The following is an 18,400-nucleotide window of genomic DNA, read 5'->3' as shown; positions in this document are numbered from 1 at the left end:
GTAGGGTTCAACGAGTAAATTCTAAACAGCCATGAGAATTTTAGTAGCTAGCCATACCTATATCGTTGATCTCAATTGTGAGAAGTTACGCTCGCTGGCCCGCTTGGAGCCAGATGTTGAAGTGACGATTGTGGTACCTCAACGTTGGCGGCCTGGAGGCGTGCAAAATACCATTATCGAAACTCAGCCTCGTCAAGAGGGTTCGTTTCGGATTGTCCCAGTTTCTAATTTGAGCCAGAACAATCAAGGACTGCTTTGTTTTAGTCAAGATTTGGTCACGTTGCTACGCCAGTTTCGACCCCAGATTATTCAAGTAGAGCAGGGATCAAAGGCGATCGGCTATAGCCAACTGATTACGCTAAACCGTCTGCTAGGCCTAAAAGCTAAAAACCTATTTTTTACTTGGTGGAATCTACCTTACAGCCTCAAGTTTCCTATTTCCGCCATTGAGGCTTATAACTTGCGCCATACTGATGGGTTGGTAGCTGGGAATCAGGATGGTGTGGAAATTTTGCAGCAACATGGTTACAAAGGCCCTGCCCGTGTGATGCCGCAATTGGGAGTGGATGAAACTTTATTTCGACCGCAACCTCAACCAGAACTAGCGGCTCAGCTTGGCATTCAGCCGTCTGAGTTTGTGGTGGGTTTTGTCGGGCGCTTTGTGGAAGAAAAAGGGCTGCTAACCCTAGGGAAAGCCTTAGCAGGTTTGCGCGATCGCCCCTGGAAATGGATGCTCTTAGGCCGAGGGCCACTAAAAGATACTCTCTTTAACTGGGCGCAGCAAGAGGGCTTGGCAGATCGGTTGATTTGGGTGGAGAGCGTCCCGCACGATCAGGTGCAGCGATATATCAATTTAATGAGCACCTTGGTGCTGCCTTCGGAAACCACCTATCAATTCAAAACCTTAACCTCGGTGGGCTGGAAAGAGCAATTCGGCCATGTGCTGATTGAAGCGATGGCTTGCCAAGTCCCGGTGATTGGCTCGGATTCGGGGGAAATTCCTTATGTGATTGGGGATGCGGGCTTGGTCTTCCCGGAAGGAAATGCCGAAGCGTTGCAAGATCGCTTGCAGCAGTTGATGGAGCAACCGGAGCTAGCAACCAACTTGGCGAAGCGAGGGTACGAACGAGTCCTTAACCAGTACACCAATCACGCTTTGGCTAGCCAGTTATTGAGCTTTTACAAGGAGTTGCTTGCCGCGTGAACCAGCCTCTGCGGGTTTTGCAAATTGTGCCTTCCATTTCGCTAGTGTACGGAGGGCCAAGCCAAATGGTGTTGGGGTTATCCGGTGCCCTAGCAGCTCAGGGTGTAGAGGTGACAATCCTCACTACAGATTCTAATGGGGATGCGGGCCAGGCTCCCTTAGCGGTACCCCTCGATCGCCCTGTAGAACAAGATGGCTATCAAATCCGCTACTTTCGTTGCTCACCCTTCCGCCGCTACAAATTCTCTTTGGACTTGCTGCAATGGCTGGCTAAACATGCTCACTCCTTCGACTTGGCCCATATTCACGCCTTGTTTTCTCCGGTGAGTACAGCAGCAGCTACGATCGCGCGATCGCAAAAGTTGCCCTATCTACTGCGTCCTTTGGGAACTCTTGATCCCGCCGACCTACGCAAGAAAAAGCAGCTAAAGCAAATTTATGCAGCATTTCTAGAGCGGCCTAATTTGGCTGGGGCTGCGGCAATACATTTCACCAGTGACCAAGAAGCCAAAATCTCTGAGCGCTTTGGGCTGACTACTACAGATTTAGTCATGCCCTTGGGAGTCAGCTTACCGGAGCTGTCTGCTCACCCCGAAGCGATTCGTGCTCAGTTAGGCATTCCCAGCGATCGCCCCCTAGTTTTATTTATGTCGCGAATTGACCCCAAAAAAGGGTTGGATCTGCTGTTACCTGCTCTAGAAACTTTGCTAGCAGAAAAAATAGAATTTCATTTTGTGTTAGCGGGTGGCAACCCCCAAGACCCAGATTATGAAGCGGAGATTCGGAACCAAATTCAAGCTTCCTCGCTCGCTCCCCACACGACGGTAACTGGGTTTGCCGCTGGGGAAACGAAAGCTGCCTTGCTGCAAAGTGCTGATTTGTTTGTGCTGCCGTCTTACTACGAAAACTTTGGTATTGCGGTAGCCGAAGCGATGGCAATGGGCACGCCTGTGGTAATTTCAGACCAAGTGCATATCTGTGAGGAAGTGCGGCAGGCAGAGGCAGGCTGGGTCGGGCCTTGTGAGGTAGCAGCTTTAACTCATTTGCTCAAGGATGCTTTGAAGGATGCGCCTGAGCGCCAACGTCGAGGCCAGCGAGCAAAAGCCTATGCTTTGCAGCACTATAGCTGGCCTGCGATCGCTCAACAAATGATTCAGTCTTACCAAAAAATTTTGGCGACAACCGCACGCTAGTTTTTGCTGAAATAGCTCGTGAATGGATTGCGCAGGCTTAAAAGTAGCGCATCAAGTCTGAGAAGCTATAGCAACTGATAATCAGCAATAAGACGGCAGTGACCTGGGTAATACGAGGTTGTGAGGAGGGGATGAGGGCTTCCCGAACTAAAGTGGAGACGGCGGCTCCAATGGCGAAGCTTAAGCTTAGAACTAAATAAGGCCAACCTTTCGTGAGGCCCCAGACCACATCGCTGGCTCCCCATACGAGTAGGAGGGCGATCGCTAAGAGGAGCATCAATAATTCCACAAATTGGGGTGGGTTACTGCTACTTGCCAGTGCTAGGGTGTCCCACCAAGATTGCCAGCGTCTCATCTCGCCACCACTTTAATCACTACAGCTAATTATGACTTGAACCTGTTTTGGGTTAAGCGTTTCAGAACTGACCGTAGGATAGTCCAACTGTTTTGATTTGGCTACCTGCCTTGGGATGGGAGTTATTTATGTTGCTTTGCGTAGGTTCTGTGGCAGCACCAAGAGCTTGGGGGCACTCGCCCCCAAACCCCCGCTGAAGGACGGCTGCGTCCTCCAGACCTCCTCCAGAAGGGATTTTAGCTGCTTGGTGTCGTGCTATGTCGCTATATAAATACTTTATTGCTCTCTTTCGCCTTCCAATGCTGAAGAACATTTCCTCTCTAATTCCTCCAACATTGGGGACCTAGGGGAACAAATATTCATTTGTGCTGGCAGTCTCGCATGGGACTGGTTTTGTAAGCAAGCTATGGCTTCGTCTAGCTCTACTTGGGGAAAGTTTTGGTAAAAACGGCTGACGCTGGAGAAGTCGGCGGGGGTGGCTAAGAGGATCAGGCGATCGCACCATTGGTGAAGCCAATTCACCAGTTCTAGGGGGGCGACTGGGGCGCAAATCCAGATTTGGGCGGGTTGCTGTTGGCGGAGGGCTTGCGCAGCAACGGCGATGGTCATGCCTGTAGCGATGCCGTCGTCTACTAAAATGGCGATTGCTCCTTGGGGTTCGACCTGGGGACGGATGGGGCCAAATTGAGTCAGTTGTAGTTGAGCTTTCTCTAGCGTCGCTTGCAAGGCGGCCTGATAAATTTTGGTGCGATGAAGATGCCAAGGTCGAGGCTGAGTCCACAAGACTTCTCCTGTGGCGGCAACGGCTCCGATAGCTAGCTCTGGGTCTTCGGGGCGAGTGATTTTTTTGGCAATGACTACGTCAAGCGGGCAGTTGAGTTTTTCGGCGATCGCAGCAGCGACTGGAATTCCACCGCGAGGTAGTCCGTAAACGATCGGTTGAGCGGTGGCAAGCGTGGGCCAGTCTAGCTCAGTTGCCGCTGTTTTGAGCCGGCTGAATTCCTCGAAAACTGCCAGGGCTAGTTCATGGCCAGCTGCTTCGCGATCGCGAAATAGCGGAGAAGGTAACATTCATCCCTCCAGCGCTCGGCATTAGTGTTGTCCCTATCTTGGCTGATTGAACCCGTTATCTACAAGTGATCCAAATAATACTAAAGCTGGACATTCCACCTAGCGACAGCTCTCAAGCGTGAGGAATTGGTTCTAGAATTTATAAATCTTAAGTGAATTGAGTTTGCTTACAAATTTTTTCCATCCTGATACTTTGGGATAGGAAAATTCTGATACATCTGCCGTCAAGATTCATGTCCAGCGAAGAACAAATTAGCCTTTTTGATGTTTCAGGTCTTCCCGCATCTCCTGCACCTGCGGACTTTGACCCAGACTTGATTCCCACGAGTGCGAAGGTACCTATTCCAGCGGGCACCTACAGCGCGATGGAGCAAATGGCTGTCCATTGCAACCAGTGCCAACGCTGCGATTTAGGTGCTAGCCGTACCCATGCAGTGGTGGGGCGAGGAAATCTGCAAGCGCCCATCATGATCATTGGTGAAGGCCCCGGACAAAATGAGGATGAAACAGGTTTGCCTTTTGTCGGGCGGGCTGGACAACTTCTAGAAAAGATTTTAGAATCGGTGCGCTTGACCACAGAGGCAGATGTCTACATTTGCAACATGGTCAAGTGTCGTCCTCCTGGCAACCGCACTCCAACACCGGATGAAACAGAAGCTTGTCGCCCTTACCTGATGGAGCAAATCCGGATGGTAGATCCCAAAATTATTTTGTTGACGGGTGCTACAGCGGTGCGGGGGGTCACAGGGGATAAACGCGGCATCACTAAGATTCGCGGTCAATGGCTAGAGTGGGAAGGCCATCTTTGTATGCCGATTTTGCACCCGGCTTATCTATTGCGCAATCCATCGCGGGAACCGGGAAGCCCGAAGTGGCAAATGTGGCAGGATATCCAAGTGGTGCGGACGAAGCTGGATGAGATTAGAGGTACTTCTGCGCCGATTAATCCACAGTCGGGAGATTAGGTTAAAGAGGCCGAATTCGCCCGGCACGGCAGTCTCGCAGCCAAGTGCGGATTGCTTGGCCTGTGACTCCTTGAGTGCTATTTTCTGGGGGGGAAGGCGGACGAGCGGCAGGATAGGGACCAAATTGAGAAAACATCATGGCTAATCGCCAGCCACTCACGGTTTGGGTCAGAAAAACCCAATGATAACCTTGCAACTGAATGATTTTTCCAGCTGTGTACTGGCGCTCTAGAGTGGTGAAGAAGACCTGGTGGACTCCTTCTGCTTCTGGTGAAGACGCTGACTCGTAAACCCCAGGCCCTAAAGCTAAGGGTTCAAAATCTGGTGGGCTGGTGAGGAGGACATAGGGAGCGGAGGCAGTAGAGCGATCGCGCCGAAAGAGCCGCTGGTGGACTCGGTTCATATAGCCGGGTAAATCGCGCAGGAGCAAGGCCACTACAGGCTGAAATTCACTCGGACAAGCAGCCCGCCCAGGGAGCGTAATGGGAGACGAGGGACGCTGCTCCACAGGGAAACTCGGAGGTTTGTCAGTCGCGATCGCCCCTAGCTGAAAATTCAACCCGCAAAGAATCAGGATTCCTAACTTAGCGACGCTCCATGACCGCATCTACGGATCTCCTCACGCTAGGCCACAACTGCCAATTCATCACAAATTCGGGCAAAGGCGGCTTCTGGGTCAGGAGCAGCCGTAATCGGACGACCAATCACTAGGTAACTGGCTCCTGCCTGTAAAGCTGCGGCTGGGGTCATGGCTCTTTTCTGATCCCCTGCTTCTGCCCAAGTCGGGCGCACCCCCGGACAAACCAAGAGGAAGTTGTCACCACAAGTTTGCCGCAGTTGCTCAGCCTCCTGAGGAGAACAAACTGCTCCTGCCAAGCCACTCTCCTTGGCTAACAAAGCCATTTGTAAGGCGTATTCTGGCAACTCTAAAGGTACCTTCAGCTCAAAAGCTAACATCCGGGATGAAAGGCTGGTCAAGAGCGTGACTGCAATCAATTTCGGCGCAGGTAGACCCGCTGCGATCGCTCCTGCTTCAGCCGCAGCCTGAGATGCCTCTAACGCGGTTTTCCCTGCTGTGGCATGCACTGTGAGCAAGTCTACGCCATATTTGGCTGCGGCTCGGCATGCTCCCGCCATCGTATTGGGGATGTCGTGCAGCTTTAGGTCTAAAAAGATGCGTTTCTCCCGCTCTTTCAAGGCAGTCAAGATGCTAGGGCCACTGCTGACAAATAGCTCTAGTCCCACCTTCCAGAAACTCACTTGGGGTAAGCGCTCCACTAAGGCGATCGCTTCTGCCTCGGTGGGCACATCTAGAGGCACAATAATCTTTTCTGCGACTGATTTTTCTGTGGCTGACTTTTCTGTGACTGACATTGGGCCTCACGGTACGAGACGGACAAAGTTCTTTTTGCCGAGCTGTAACACTCGTCCGTGCAACTCCTCTGGGGAGTTGAAGGTGAGGTCTGCTTGATCTACGCGATCGCCCTCCAGCCTTACAGCTCCGCCTTGAATTTGTCGCCGCGCTTCTGAGCTGGTTTTGCAGAGACCGCTGGCGCTAACTAAGTAGAACAGCTTGGCAGGAAATTGGATTTCTGTCAGAGAAAATTCTCGAACCGCGTTACCTTGAGCAGTGCCCCCACCGATTAAATCTAAGGCAGCTTTTTGAGCGGCAATTGCGGCTTCTGACCCGTGGTACTGGCTGACAACATCAAGAGCCAAGAGCTTCTGGCGATCGCGCGGATTTTCGGGCAACCCATCTAAGGCGCGAGCAGTTAGTAGCTCGCAGTACTGAGGTAACAGTGCATCGGGTACTTTTTCTAGCTTCGAGTACATGGTCAAGGGGTCTTCGAGCAAGCCAATGTAGTTGCCTAAAGACTTCGACATTTTCTGAGTTCCATCGGTGCCAATCAAAATCGGTACTAACAAGCCAAATTGAGGCGTTTGTCCAAAGTGGCGTTGTAAATCTCGGCCCACGGCAATATTAAATTTCTGGTCAGTGCCGCCCAGTTCCACATCTGCTTGCACTGCTACCGAGTCGTAGCCCTGCATCAAGGGATAGAGAAATTCATGCAGATAAATTGGATTGCCTCGCTCGTAACGTTCCGCAAAGCCTTCTTTAGCCAGCATCTGCCCCACCGTCATGGTTGAGAGCAATTCCAGAATTTTTGACAAGTCAAGATTGGCGAGCCACTCGGAGTTGTAGCGAATCTCTAACCGACCTGGTGTGTCGAAGTCTAGGATCGGTCGGACTTGATCGAGATAGGTTTGAGCGTTTTGAGCTACGTCTGCTGGCGTTAACTGTCGGCGCACTTCAGACTTACCAGTCGGATCGCCAATTTGAGCGGTGAAATCTCCAATAATTAAAACAGCAGTGTGGCCAGCATCTTGAAAAGCCCGGAGCTTGCGCACGGGAATACTATGCCCCAAGTGAATTTCTGCTCCAGTCGGATCGATACCAAACTTAACTCGCAACGGCCTGTCTGCTTGAGCTAAGCGTTGGATTAGATTTTCATCTAGATCATCACTATCGGGTCGGTTTGGGAATATTTCACTCGTCCCCCGGTCTAGCCATGCCAGGCTTTGCTCAACACGAGATGCTTCAAGAGAGGTCATACTTTGCAATGTGGCAACGGGGTTCGCTAAACTCACTGGAATAACTGGAGATACGAAAAATTTAGATTTGGGCAAACTTGGGCAGACTGTGTGCCCAGTCGTTATGTGGTAAAGCCTCAACAGTCAGACTACTATATTGCCAACATTTCAGAAATACTTACCTTGACTCCACCTTGATCTTGAATTTCAATTCGCGCTTCTCAATCTCCAGATTGAGGTTAATCTATTCCTTATTTGCTTTGATCATCTCACCTAAGATAGTTGAACCCGCAGATTTAAGTCGGGATTTTTAGACGCTCACCTAGCTGCGATCGCAGTTAAAATTCTCCGGAAGCCCCCGCTTCGGAATGCTTGATCTTAAATAACGCCTTTTGTGTTGAGGAAGTGAAATCGCCGTGTCATCTAACACCATCGGACAGAAAAAACCGGCTAACCCAGCACCGATGCTGCAATTTGTGCAGGCAGTTGCCAAAGTGACAGGAGGTACCCTCCTGGGAATCACCATGCTATCTAGCTCTGTGCTGGCTGGGGGGTTAGTTGGTTTAGCGATTAGCTTCCGTAACCTCCCTGATGTGCGGGTACTGCGTAGCTATGTTCCTACCGAAACCACCCACGTCTATGACATCAAGGGCAAGCTGCTCTCTAGCATCCACGGAGAAGCAAACCGGGAAGTGGTGCCCCTAGACAAAATCTCTCCTGACTTAAAGCGAGCTGTAATCGCGATTGAGGATAGTCACTTCTACTCGCACCACGGCATCAACCCAGTCGGGGTTACCCGGGCTTTCATGGCTAACTTGGAGCAGGGCAGAACCGTGGAGGGGGGCTCCACCGTAACCATGCAGTTGGTCAAAAACTTGTTTCTGTCGCCTAAGCGGGCTTTTAGCCGGAAAGTGGCAGAGGGCGTGCTGGCTCTACGGCTAGAGCAGATTTTGACCAAAAACCAGATTCTGGAAATGTACTTGAATCAGGTTTATTGGGGGCATAACACCTACGGCATTGAAACAGCCTCTGCCAGCTATTTTGGCAAACATGCCTCCGAGCTTAATCTAGCCGAATCCGCCATGATGGCGGGTTTAATTCAGGCTCCCGAAAACTATAGTCCCTTTGTTAGCTATAAGTTGGCTAAGCAGCGTCAACTAACAGTGCTGCGTCGCATGCGAGAGCTGCAATGGATCACCCCCCAAGAAGAAGCTGCGGCTCGTAAACAACCGCTGAAATTAGGGCAAATAACTTCTTTCCAAGCCAGCAATATGCCCTATGTAACTGAGGCTGTGGTACAGGAGCTAACTAAACGCTTTGGCCGCGATGCAGTCCTCAAGGGCGGGATGCGGGTACAGACGACGATTGATACCAAGCTCCAGCGGATTGCTGAGGATACCGTAAGCCGGGGTCACTATCGTCTCTCCTACATGGCCGATCAGATGGCACTGGTTGCTGTTGACCCCAGGACTCACTTTGTCAAGGCGATGGTGGGTGGGGTCGATTACAAACAGAGCCAGTACAATCGGGCTGTGCAAGCCCTGAGACAGCCTGGTTCCGCGTTCAAACCATTTGTTTACTATGCTGCCTTGGCCTCTGGTAAATATGGTGCTGACTCGACTGTTTATGACTCGCCTGTGAGCTATCCAGATGGCTACGAATACTATTCGCCTCAGAACTACGATGGCACCTTTGCCGGGGCGATGAGCCTGCGTCGGGCGCTAGAAATGTCACGAAATATTCCAGCAGTGAAGCTGGGGCAAGAAATTGGCCTGAATAAGGTGATTGAAATTTGTCGGACATTGGGCATCAAAAGCCCAATGGAACCCGTAATTTCTTTGCCTCTCGGTGCAGTTGATTTGACACCTCTAGAAATGGCGGGCTCTTATGCCACCTTTGCTAATAATGGCTGGCACTCCGAGACTACCTTTATTGCTCAGGTTACGGATAGCAGTGGCAATCTACTTCTAGACAATACGCCTAAGCCTCAGCTTGTACTCGACCCTTGGGCCTCAGCTTCGCTGAATAGTGTGTTGCAAGGAGTGATTGAGCGAGGAACGGCTACCTCAGCCCGCCTCGATCGCCCTGCTGCTGGTAAGACAGGCACGACTTCTTCCGAGCGGGATATTTGGTTTGTTGGCTATGTACCGCAGCTTTCGGTAGCCGTTTGGGTAGGAAATGATAACTATGCTCCGCTCGGATATGGAGCTACAGGGGGAACTCTAGTCGCTCCGATCTGGCGCGATTTCATGGAACAAGCGCTTCGAGGCGTACCCGCACAGAGTTTCCGCCCCGCTTCGGACTTTGAGCGGCCTTAAGCAGCCTATAGAGCACCTCAGAGTAGCCGCGCTCAGAGGCCAGCCAGTATAACGCAGCGTCGGGGAAAGTAGAACACAGCGATCGCCCAAAAGCAGCATAACTATTAGGGCGATCGCTGACTTCTCCCTTAGCTTGCTGTGCTTTTATCGACTGCGATTCTTGAAGCAATGCCTCATGCTTGAGCAAGCGAAGTACTAGGCCGCCTGAATTGTTGATGCTTCAAGTTCGATGAGTTTAAAGCGCGTAATAATAGCAATTCTTATTAGCGTCAGGAGTATTCCTCGATACTTTTAGATTGAAATTGTGAGTTCTTAAATTAGGTGCAGCAGAACCATGCTTTAAGTATTGCAGCGGTCTTTTCCGAGGAAGGGATTACCACTTTTTTGGTTAAGAGTAAGTTAACTGAGCTGGCTCCACAAAAGCTCTAGCCTATTGATATCAATCCTATTAGATCGGCTCTATCGCAACTTCTGTAAAGGAGAAATTTTTTGTATAGATATTGTTAACATTAGGCTGCATTTCTAAAGAGATCGGATATGATCGCTACCGAAGCTAGCTTCAGTATTAGAACGAGAATGTAGTTTTTGAACTATTACTCTGGCCTAATAAGAACTAGCAGGCTATTGAGTTCGTTTGGTTTGGAGAGAATTGTGACTATTTACGTTGGCAACCTGGCTTTTCAGGCTACTGAAGAGGATCTAAAGGAGATCTTTGCGGAATACGGCAAAGTCAGCCGAGTTAGCCTCCCTACAGACCGTGAGACAGGAAGAAAACGGGGTTTTGCGTTTGTCGAAATGGAAGATGACGCAAAGGAAGACGCTGCGATCGCTGAGCTTGATGGAGCAGAGTGGTTAGGTCGAGAGCTAAAAGTCAACAAAGCTAAGCCACGGGAAAGTAGTGGTGCTGCCTCCAGAAATCGCTACTAAGTCGCTACAGTTACAGACCAATTTAGCAATCGACTGCAATGCCTAAATTGAGTTGACTCAGTTAGGTGGTCGACGTGATGTAGCGCTTCGCAAATAATTTTTCTTTGTGCCCTTGAGTTTGTCTAATTAAGGCTCTTGGGGCACAAAGAATTAAGTGAACTAAAGAGCCAAGGATTAGGGTTCAAAGGTCCTACCCTAAGTTTTGCTCTGTTGGTCAATTAAGGCGGCTAATTACCGATGGCCGAGAAATTGGCTCGCCAGGTTAACGACATCTCCCACATCAACCCCGCCACTCCGGTTGGTGTCTAAAAAGGAACCCAGCACGGGATTTAAATTTTGTGGGTTCTGAGTATTGGTGCCACTCCCCAAAAGATTTAAGACAATAGGAACTAAAATTGGCAGCATCGCTTGAATGGTCTGAGCGTTCAGACCAGTTTGTTGAGCTGTTTCTTGAGTGACTTGCTGCTGCTGTCCTGGTGTAAACAAACTCTGCACTGCTTGGGGATTTGCCTGGGTGCCGCCGAATTGATTGACGATCGCTTGAGCTTGCTCTGGACCTGCGATCGCTTGTTTCTCCTGCAACGCTGAGCGGACATGGTTGCCCACAATAGACAAAACTGATTGCATCACCGCCGGATTCGAGCCAGAACTTTGGCTCAGTTGCTGAACGACATTGACAATGCCGCCTAGTTGACCATGATTAGCTTGTTGGTTTGGGTTATCGATGGCGCTGACGATTTGGTCAAAAAGTCCCATAGTTTTTCCTTGTTTACTGAACTACTACTTGAGTCCCAAAGGTCTTAGCCTTCTTGCCTGTCGCTTCCATAACAAAGCGACCGTTCACTCATTCGTCTAAAATTTTGCCTGCTCCGGAATAACTTCGCGTCTAGCTATTAGCAGAGGTTGTCAATCTCACGACTAGAGACGATTAGAATGAAAAGCATCGGCCTGCCAGTAGCCATGCCAGTTGCCATATTTGCTGAGCGATCGCCGTTTGAGTTCGTGCCATCAAGCAAGGTTAGGCTGAGTTCATGCCTTCGTCGCGCCTGATCATACTGATTGTCGGCCTCACCTTATTGCTGGGGCTGATGTTGTGGCTGATTGATTCGCTCTCTCGGCTCTACTACACGATCGCGTTTACCGCCCCTCTCCTAGCCAATCTACTGCTCCTACTGCTGATTGTGCTGCTAGGGGTGCTGGTGGCTGCGTTTGTTTACTACTTGCTCGTATTGCCACAACTGCAAAAGCGCCAAGCTCGCCGACCCCAACCCAAGCTGCCAACCGCCAAAGCCGATGTAGCCGAAAAAAACTTACGAGCGGTGCGGCAGCAAGTGGCGCAAATTCAGGATGAGGTAGCGCGTCAAGCCTTGATCAACCGTTCTCGTACCATTGAGCAAAATCTCTCCCGGCGAGAACTGCGAGTCGTGGTGTTTGGTACAGGATCGGCAGGCAAAACTTCGATTGTGAATGCCTTGATTGGTCGAGTTGTCGGGCAAGTCGGAGCCCCGATGGGAACGACGGATGTGGGAGCAACCTATCACCTAAAGCTGAAAAAATTGAATCGAGAAATCTGGGTAACTGACACTCCAGGCATTCTAGAAGCGGGAGTAGCGGGAACTGAGCGTGAACAGAGAGCCCGCCAATTAGCTACTGAAGCTGATTTGCTACTCTTTATTCTCGATAACGACCTGCGACAGTCTGAATACGAACCATTGCGGCGATTGGCCGAGATTGGGAAGCGATCGCTGGTGGTTCTGAACAAAACTGATTTGTATCCCGATCCAGACCGAGAAACCATTTTGGCCCGTTTGCGCGATCGCCTGCGAGATCTCGTAGCAGCTGCCGATATTGTGGCGGTAGCGGCTCAGCCTCAAACCGTGCGGCTCGAAAGTGGCGACTGGTTACAACCAGAACCAGAGATTATGCCGTTGCTCAAGCGGATGGCGGCGGTGTTACGGGCTGAGGGCGAAGACTTAGTAGCTGACAATATCCTGCTGCAATCTCAGCGCTTGGGTGACGAAGCTCGGACGCTAATTGACACTGAACGTCGTCGCGAAGCCGATAAGATTGTGGAGCGGTTTCAATGGATTGGAGCAGGGGTGATTGCGGTAACCCCATTGCCCGTGATCGATTTGCTGGCTACTGCGGCCGTGAATGCCCAGATGGTGGTGGAGATTGGTCAGGTGTATGGCTGCGACATTAATGCCGATCGGGGCAAGGAACTGGCCCTTTCCCTAGCGAAAACCCTGGCTAGCCTAGGCATTGTCAAAGGCGCGATCGATCTGATTTCAACTGCTTTGCGATTGAATGTAGCCACGTTTCTAGTTGGGAAAGCGATTCAGGGAGTTAGTGCTGCTTACCTAACGCGGATTGCAGGCAAAAGCTTTATTGAATACTTTCGCCATGATCAGAATTGGGGAGACGGCGGCATGACGGAAGTGGTGCAGCGGCAATTTCAGCTCAACCGCCGTGATGAGTTTGTCAAAGCGTTTATTCAAGAAGCGATCGCTCGTGTGGTTAGACCCCTGACAGAAAATGCCACAGCAGGGGAGCCGCTAGAGGTAGAACCGAAAGATCGTCGATAGGGGCTGGAATCATCTCCCCGCGAAAGTCTAAAAATTGCACCACCAGCAAGTAAGCAATGCTGAGCACGACAGCAATTACGCCGGTGATGATAGCGACAAACTTAGAGCGGTCCATGCCTCTTACCCGTACCTAAAACTGCATCTGATTATTCTTACTCTTCCACTCTGCCATAGGCGTACCCTAGCTGGACGCTAGAAATGTGTGATTTCCAGCGTGAGTTGGTTTAGAGAAAGCGACTGGGGGCACACAAGTGGTGATTTTGAGCCCGATGGCGTGGGTTGAAAATTAATTCCTTGTATAAAAATTTACGATTCCTGTAATCGGTTTCCTAGTGTTTGTATCTTTAAAGACAGATTTGTAAAGTTCATTATTCTTTCATCGTGTCTTTACGATTAATTTTTAGCCAATCTCCCCATCTCTATTAAAAATTGAAAGGTGGGTATCTCTATCCGTAGAATTAAATACTAAGTATCAATGAATACCAGTAGTGTGTTTCGGCAAATTATTGAAGAGATTGACCAAATTAAACCCAGTATTCAGTTGCAGCTTCCGGCTAACCCGAGGTCAGTTAAACAACAAATTCAAAAAATTACCTTAGCTCAGAAAAAGCTGCGAGAAATTGAAGAACGAGTTTATTTGTTTGGCAATCGAGGCGGCAACGGCTCAGCTTATCGCACTTATTTAAGTGTGAAGGCTTTAATTCACGGCATGATTCACGATGGGAATCACTTTAAGCTTCTAGCTGAAGAATATTTTGTCGATCCAGAGGGCACAGTGACGTTGTTGCATGATGCCTACCAAAGGGATTTGGAACTCCGGTATCGTATCCACCACCTGCAAGCTTTAGGATTGAGTCAAAGCCAAATTATTTTTGCTATCTGGCGAGTCAAGGCCGAAAGCGACAAGGCATATCAGGTGGCAACTAAAGAGTACCAACGCCTTACAGGTAGTTGCCAAGCGGTACCAGAACGGGTGTAAGCAGCGATCGCGATCGCTAAATGTTAGAGAAGCTAAGAAAGTCACGCCAGGTGAGCTGAAAAGCCAATTTCGTTTTAGTTTGTAAGATGAGGATGGTTCTAAGGATACCGACTCATGGCAGCGAGCGTGCTAAAGCGAAACAACGTTAATCAGTTGGGCGATGGCAAACAAGCCATCATTTTTGCCCATGGTTTTGGCTCCGACCAAAGTGCTTGGCGGCATCAAGTCGCTGCCTTTGCCCCCAATTTTCGGATTGTTTTGTTTGATCATGTAGGAGCGGGTCAATCCGATTTCTCGGCTTACAGCCCACGTCGCTACAGCAGCCTCTATAGTTATGCAGAAGATTTATTAGATTTATGTGCTGAGCTAAAGCTTAAGCAAGCGGTTTTGGTGGCTCACTCAGTCAGTGGGATGGCTAGTTTGCTGGCAGCTTTAGTAGAGCCTGATCGCTTCAGCCAACTGATTTTCATTAGTGCTTCTCCTCGCTATCTCAATGATGCAGGTTATTTCGGTGGGTTTGAGCAAGCTGATTTAGATGCACTTTATGCCGCGATGGCCTCTAACTACTATGCTTGGGCGAGTGGTTTTGCGCCCATTGTGATGGGTAATCCGGATAAACCAGAGCTAGCTCTGGAATTTGCCAAGACTTTGGCGCAGATTCGGCCTGATATTGCCCAAGCGGTGGCTCGCGTGATCTTTCAGTCGGACCACCGAGCTGAGTTAGGGCGGCTCAACATCCCGACTGTGATTTTACAATCGAATAATGATATTGCGGTGCCACCCCAGGTGGGGCAGTATTTGGCAGATCATATCCCCTCTGGTCGGCTCGTCCCCATTGCCGCTGAAGGGCACTTGCCTCATCTCAGTGCTCCAGAGACAGTTACCCAAGCGATCGCTGCATGTTTGGCTACTTAACAACTTCCTGGTTGCAGTTGTCTCTACGTCATCCTGACTGGTTGCCTACTTTTCGGCCTGTTCTGCTGATGCTGGCGATGAGCGGCTGCGGCGGGTTAGTTGTATTGGGGGACGCATCTGATTTGTGGGTGGGATTAGTTTTAGGGTTAGGGCTCCTCTTGCCACTGCCACCGCTACCGCTGATGTTGCTGCTAGGTGCAGGAATGGGGTTGGCGGTTGTCTTGGGGCCAGAACCCATTATTTGGCAGGCGATCGCTTGGGGTATTTCTGCCGCCTTGATCGTAGGGTTGCGGCGATTTTGCCAAAAGATTGAGTGGCGGCTGGCTTCACAAGCGCTACTAGCCAAACTCACCGAAGTAGAGACTTTAGCGACACCTGACGCTTTGTTGAGGCGGGTGTTGGTGTCTCTGCAAGAGGTGACGGTTTCCGATGCGGCGATCGCTTTGCGTCAGTTGGATGAGGTGACAGCAGAGGCATTGGTCTGTTTACCAGAAACGGCTCTACCTAACGCCTTGACCACACCTAGTTTATTTGCCAGTGCGATCGCCCAAAATCGCTGCCTTTATTACACAGATTATGATTCTACGCCAGAAGCCTCCCACGTTTTACTTGCTCAAGGTGCCCAGTCTGTCGCTATTTTGCCCTTGCAACATCCTGGGGGTTTTCAGGGGGCCATTTTACTGATCTGGCAGCGTCGAATCGCCATTCCAGTTCACATGCGGCAGTTGATTGAATCTGTAATTGGAGAATTACGCACTCTGTTGCAGTTCAATGACATCACCTTGAATCTCGATAAACTGCAAGCTCGGTTTGAAGCCATCCTCGAAACTATCCATCAAGGTGTGGTGTTTGTGGATGAAAGTGGTGAGCAGGGCTGGGTTAACTTAGCGGCTGCGACCCACCTTAACTTAGGTCCAGGGGCGATCGATCCGCCGCTTCTGGCCGCTGCAATGGCGCAGTTAAGGTCTAGCGCCGACAACCAAGCTGAAATTGCGACTCAAGCAGCACAGTTTTTCTCGCAACCACGCCCAGAGATTCGTAATTGGAACTGGATCTATAGTCAGCCTCAGCCCAAAGTGTTGAGCTTTTCTAGCACCATGACTCAGGTCCGCAACGTACCGGGACGGCTCTGGGTGATCGATGACATTACAGAGCGCTACTTTGCCCAGCGTCAGCTTTTGGAGCAGACTGAAGAACTCTCACGCGCAAATCAGGCGCTAGCTCAAGCAAAAGTAGTGGCAGAAGCGGCTACCCAAGCTAAAAGTGAATTCCTGGCTAATATGAGCCACGAAATCCGGACACCCATGAATGCGGTGATTGGGTTCACAGATTTACTGTTAGCGACTGACCTTGACTCATATCAACAGGATTTAACCGCCACGATTCGTAGTAGTGGGGACAGCCTGCTAACGATTATTAATGACATTTTGGACTTCTCTAAAATTGAATCTGGCAAGCTAGAGCTAGAGTTGGCTCCGTTGGAGCTACGCAATTGTGTAGAAGCATCTCTAGATTTGCTGGCTCCTAAAGCTGCTGAAAAAGCCATTGAACTGGTCTGTTGGATTGAGCCGACAACACCAAAATGGATCGTGGGAGATGCCACCCGATTGCGCCAAATCTTGGTGAACCTATTAGGTAATGCCGTCAAGTTTACCGAGTCAGGAGAAGTGGTGGTTTCGGTACAGGCTCGCCCTCTGGCAATAAGTTCTGCTAGCCAAACTTATGAAATCCAGTTTGTGGTTAAGGATACAGGCATCGGGATTCCTACAGACCGCCGCGATCGCTTGTTTAAGTCGTTTAGCCAGGTGGATGCTTCGACAACTCGACAGTATGGCGGTACCGGGTTGGGTCTATCAATTGGCAAGCAACTCAGCGACATGATGGGTGGTCGCATGTGGGTCGAGAGCACCGTTAACCAAGGCTCTACCTTTTACTTCACGCTGATCGCAACAGCCACAACAGCGGATTTGGTCGGCTCTCCTTCTGAAACTTATCTGAAGCAGTTCTCTCTGTTGTCGGGTAAGCGATCGCTGATCGTAGATGACAATGCCGCGAGTCGTCAGGCTTTAACGGGGCACATGCAATTTTGGGGAATGGATTGTCGTACGGCTGCCTCTGGAGCTGAGGCGCTGGCGTGGCTGCACCAGGGAGAAGAGTTTGATCTGGCCGTGATTGATGTGCAAATGCCGGAGAAGGATGGTCTGGCATTTGCGCAGGAATTACGACAACTGCCTCAGTTTCAAACTTTACCTATGGTGCTGTTGACGACCTTGGGCAGTCTAGACCCCAGCAAAGTTGCCCTAATCAAAGACAGAGTAGCTCTAGTCAATAAACCTGTGAAGCAGTCGCAGCTTGGACGAGCTTTGTTGCAGGTGCTAAATCAAGGTTCAGCCAAAACTAATCACCAGCCTGTCTCGCCACCTCTCTCCCCTCAAGTGCCTCATCTTCCCCTGCGGATTCTGATGGCTGAAGACAATCGGGTAAACCAGAAGGTGATTCTGAGTGGACTCAAGCAGTGGGGATATGAAATCGATGTCGTCAACAATGGGCGAGAGGCGATCGCGGCACTGCAACAACGCAGTTACGACGTGATCTTGATGGATGTGCAGATGCCAGAAATGGATGGCCTAACGGCAACTCGTTATATCTGCCAAAATTGGTCGCCTGCCACCCGCCCCCGCATTATTGCCATGACTGCCAATGCCATGCAGGGCGATCGCGAAGCCTGCTTAGCGGCGGGCATGAGCGACTACTTAGTCAAACCCATCCGACTGGCAGCGCTAGCGGAATTACTCAGGCAAGGCTGGCAAGCTTCAGAATCAGCGCTAGCAGGAGTGAATCAAGCTGTGGTTTTACCGGATCAACCCTTGAATCCAGGTACAGAACTAGCCCTGACCCCAATGACGGCTACGCCTACCGAATGGGATACCAAGGGCGCATTAGATGCCAAGGCGATCGCAGCGCTGCAAGAAATGTTAGGTGAAAATGCGGCTGAAATGCTGGCCGTGGTGATTCATAACTATCTGGAAGATGCCCCCAAAATGATCGCCCAAATCCAAGCGGCTGTACAGCAACAAGATGCCGCAGCGCTGCGATATGCCGCTCATAGCTTAAAAGGTTGCAGCGCCACCTTAGGAGCTGTGACTCTGGCTCAGTTGTGCCAAGAATTAGAGGTGATAGGGCGTACAGGTATGATGGCAACAGACTGGCAAGTCAGCTTGCCTCAATTGCGGCATCTAGAGGCTGAATACGAACGAGTTAAAGCGACTTTGAACCTAGAACTGCAAACTTGTTAA

The 18,400-nt window shown here is 50.3% G+C and carries 15 protein-coding genes; 9 read left to right on the top strand and 6 right to left on the bottom strand.

The window, feature by feature from the left end; translation table 11 throughout:
* The first annotated feature begins 31 nt into the window (after positions 1-31).
* Together hpsO and hpsP are read left to right on the top strand one after the other, a co-directional pair.
* On the top strand, positions 32-1,204 hold the full coding sequence (gene hpsO / locus H6F90_RS01470) for a hormogonium polysaccharide biosynthesis glycosyltransferase HpsO (protein WP_190549591.1): 1,173 nt from the start codon (positions 32-34) through the stop codon (positions 1,202-1,204).
* Positions 1,201-2,397, top strand: a complete 1,197-nt coding sequence (hpsP, locus tag H6F90_RS01465) for a hormogonium polysaccharide biosynthesis glycosyltransferase HpsP (protein WP_370587917.1) — start codon at positions 1,201-1,203, stop codon at positions 2,395-2,397. The genes hpsO and hpsP overlap by 4 nt, the downstream gene beginning before the upstream one ends.
* Positions 2,398-2,434: 37 nt before the next feature.
* Here the strand turns inward: hpsP and H6F90_RS01460 are convergent, their stop codons facing one another.
* The gene (locus H6F90_RS01460; RefSeq protein WP_190549588.1) at positions 2,435-2,752 is read right to left on the bottom strand and encodes a hypothetical protein; all 318 of its coding nucleotides are present in this window, start codon (positions 2,750-2,752) and stop codon (positions 2,435-2,437) included.
* Positions 2,753-3,028: 276 nt separating this feature from the next.
* Positions 3,029-3,823, bottom strand: a complete 795-nt coding sequence (locus H6F90_RS01455) for a phosphoribosyltransferase (protein WP_190549587.1) — start codon at positions 3,821-3,823, stop codon at positions 3,029-3,031.
* A gap of 233 nt (positions 3,824-4,056) precedes the next feature.
* Here H6F90_RS01455 and H6F90_RS01450 point away from each other — a divergent pair, with 233 nt between their 5' ends.
* The gene (locus H6F90_RS01450; RefSeq protein ID WP_190435727.1) at positions 4,057-4,788 is read left to right on the top strand and encodes a uracil-DNA glycosylase family protein; all 732 of its coding nucleotides are present in this window, start codon (positions 4,057-4,059) and stop codon (positions 4,786-4,788) included.
* 1 nt (position 4,789) lies between these two features.
* Here the strand turns inward: H6F90_RS01450 and H6F90_RS01445 are convergent, their stop codons facing one another.
* From H6F90_RS01445 to tyrS, 3 genes are read right to left on the bottom strand one after another with little or no spacing between them, the layout of a single operon-like run.
* Positions 4,790-5,395 (bottom strand): hypothetical protein, encoded by a 606-nt coding sequence (locus H6F90_RS01445; RefSeq protein ID WP_190549585.1) that lies wholly within the window; start codon positions 5,393-5,395, stop codon positions 4,790-4,792.
* Positions 5,396-5,412: 17 nt separating this feature from the next.
* The gene (gene pyrF / locus H6F90_RS01440) at positions 5,413-6,162 is read right to left on the bottom strand and encodes an orotidine-5'-phosphate decarboxylase (protein ID WP_190549583.1); all 750 of its coding nucleotides are present in this window, start codon (positions 6,160-6,162) and stop codon (positions 5,413-5,415) included.
* A gap of 6 nt (positions 6,163-6,168) precedes the next feature.
* Positions 6,169-7,401, bottom strand: coding sequence for a tyrosine--tRNA ligase (gene tyrS / locus H6F90_RS01435; RefSeq protein WP_190549808.1), 1,233 nt, complete (start codon positions 7,399-7,401; stop codon positions 6,169-6,171).
* 395 nt (positions 7,402-7,796) lie between these two features.
* On the opposite strand from tyrS, the gene H6F90_RS01430 reads away from it, so the two are divergent.
* On the top strand, positions 7,797-9,698 hold the full coding sequence (locus H6F90_RS01430; protein ID WP_348227743.1) for a penicillin-binding protein 1A: 1,902 nt from the start codon (positions 7,797-7,799) through the stop codon (positions 9,696-9,698).
* A 651-nt stretch (positions 9,699-10,349) separates the two neighbouring features.
* Complete coding sequence (locus tag H6F90_RS01425; protein ID WP_190549581.1) at positions 10,350-10,625, top strand: RNA-binding protein; 276 nt, start codon at positions 10,350-10,352, stop codon at positions 10,623-10,625.
* Positions 10,626-10,856: 231 nt separating this feature from the next.
* Here H6F90_RS01425 and H6F90_RS01420 read toward each other — a convergent pair whose 3' ends face one another.
* Positions 10,857-11,381, bottom strand: a complete 525-nt coding sequence (locus tag H6F90_RS01420; RefSeq protein ID WP_190549579.1) for a DUF937 domain-containing protein — start codon at positions 11,379-11,381, stop codon at positions 10,857-10,859.
* Positions 11,382-11,656: 275 nt separating this feature from the next.
* On the opposite strand from H6F90_RS01420, the gene H6F90_RS01415 reads away from it, so the two are divergent.
* The 4 genes from H6F90_RS01415 to H6F90_RS01400 all read left to right on the top strand — a co-directional run bounded on the left by H6F90_RS01415 (position 11,657) and on the right by H6F90_RS01400 (position 18,400).
* On the top strand, positions 11,657-13,210 hold the full coding sequence (locus tag H6F90_RS01415) for a YcjF family protein (RefSeq protein WP_190549577.1): 1,554 nt from the start codon (positions 11,657-11,659) through the stop codon (positions 13,208-13,210).
* 475 nt (positions 13,211-13,685) lie between these two features.
* Positions 13,686-14,189 (top strand): hypothetical protein, encoded by a 504-nt coding sequence (locus H6F90_RS01410; RefSeq protein WP_190549575.1) that lies wholly within the window; start codon positions 13,686-13,688, stop codon positions 14,187-14,189.
* Between the two features lie 114 nt (positions 14,190-14,303).
* Positions 14,304-15,104 (top strand): alpha/beta fold hydrolase, encoded by an 801-nt coding sequence (locus H6F90_RS01405; RefSeq protein WP_190549573.1) that lies wholly within the window; start codon positions 14,304-14,306, stop codon positions 15,102-15,104.
* Complete coding sequence (locus H6F90_RS01400; protein WP_190549572.1) at positions 15,089-18,400, top strand: response regulator; 3,312 nt, start codon at positions 15,089-15,091, stop codon at positions 18,398-18,400. The genes H6F90_RS01405 and H6F90_RS01400 overlap by 16 nt, the downstream gene beginning before the upstream one ends.

This window comes from Trichocoleus sp. FACHB-591, assembly GCF_014695845.1.
Lineage (GTDB): Bacteria > Cyanobacteriota > Cyanobacteriia > FACHB-46 > FACHB-46 > Trichocoleus.
This window is presented reverse-complemented; position numbering and strand designations above follow the sequence as displayed.

What these genes read in the sequence shown, in the direction of transcription:
- hpsO (WP_190549591.1), top strand. Translation starts at nt 32, where the DNA reads ATGAGAATTTTAGTAGCTAGCCATACCTATATCGTTGATCTCAATTGT.
- H6F90_RS01460 (WP_190549588.1), bottom strand. Translation starts at nt 2,752, where the DNA reads ATGAGACGCTGGCAATCTTGGTGGGACACCCTAGCACTGGCAAGTAGC.
- H6F90_RS01455 (WP_190549587.1), bottom strand. Translation starts at nt 3,823, where the DNA reads ATGTTACCTTCTCCGCTATTTCGCGATCGCGAAGCAGCTGGCCATGAA.
- H6F90_RS01450 (WP_190435727.1), top strand. Translation starts at nt 4,057, where the DNA reads ATGTCCAGCGAAGAACAAATTAGCCTTTTTGATGTTTCAGGTCTTCCC.
- H6F90_RS01445 (WP_190549585.1), bottom strand. Translation starts at nt 5,395, where the DNA reads ATGCGGTCATGGAGCGTCGCTAAGTTAGGAATCCTGATTCTTTGCGGG.
- pyrF (WP_190549583.1), bottom strand. Translation starts at nt 6,162, where the DNA reads ATGTCAGTCACAGAAAAGTCAGCCACAGAAAAATCAGTCGCAGAAAAG.
- tyrS (WP_190549808.1), bottom strand. Translation starts at nt 7,401, where the DNA reads ATGACCTCTCTTGAAGCATCTCGTGTTGAGCAAAGCCTGGCATGGCTA.
- H6F90_RS01420 (WP_190549579.1), bottom strand. Translation starts at nt 11,381, where the DNA reads ATGGGACTTTTTGACCAAATCGTCAGCGCCATCGATAACCCAAACCAA.
- H6F90_RS01415 (WP_190549577.1), top strand. Translation starts at nt 11,657, where the DNA reads ATGCCTTCGTCGCGCCTGATCATACTGATTGTCGGCCTCACCTTATTG.
- H6F90_RS01410 (WP_190549575.1), top strand. Translation starts at nt 13,686, where the DNA reads ATGAATACCAGTAGTGTGTTTCGGCAAATTATTGAAGAGATTGACCAA.
- H6F90_RS01405 (WP_190549573.1), top strand. Translation starts at nt 14,304, where the DNA reads ATGGCAGCGAGCGTGCTAAAGCGAAACAACGTTAATCAGTTGGGCGAT.
- H6F90_RS01400 (WP_190549572.1), top strand. Translation starts at nt 15,089, where the DNA reads ATGTTTGGCTACTTAACAACTTCCTGGTTGCAGTTGTCTCTACGTCAT.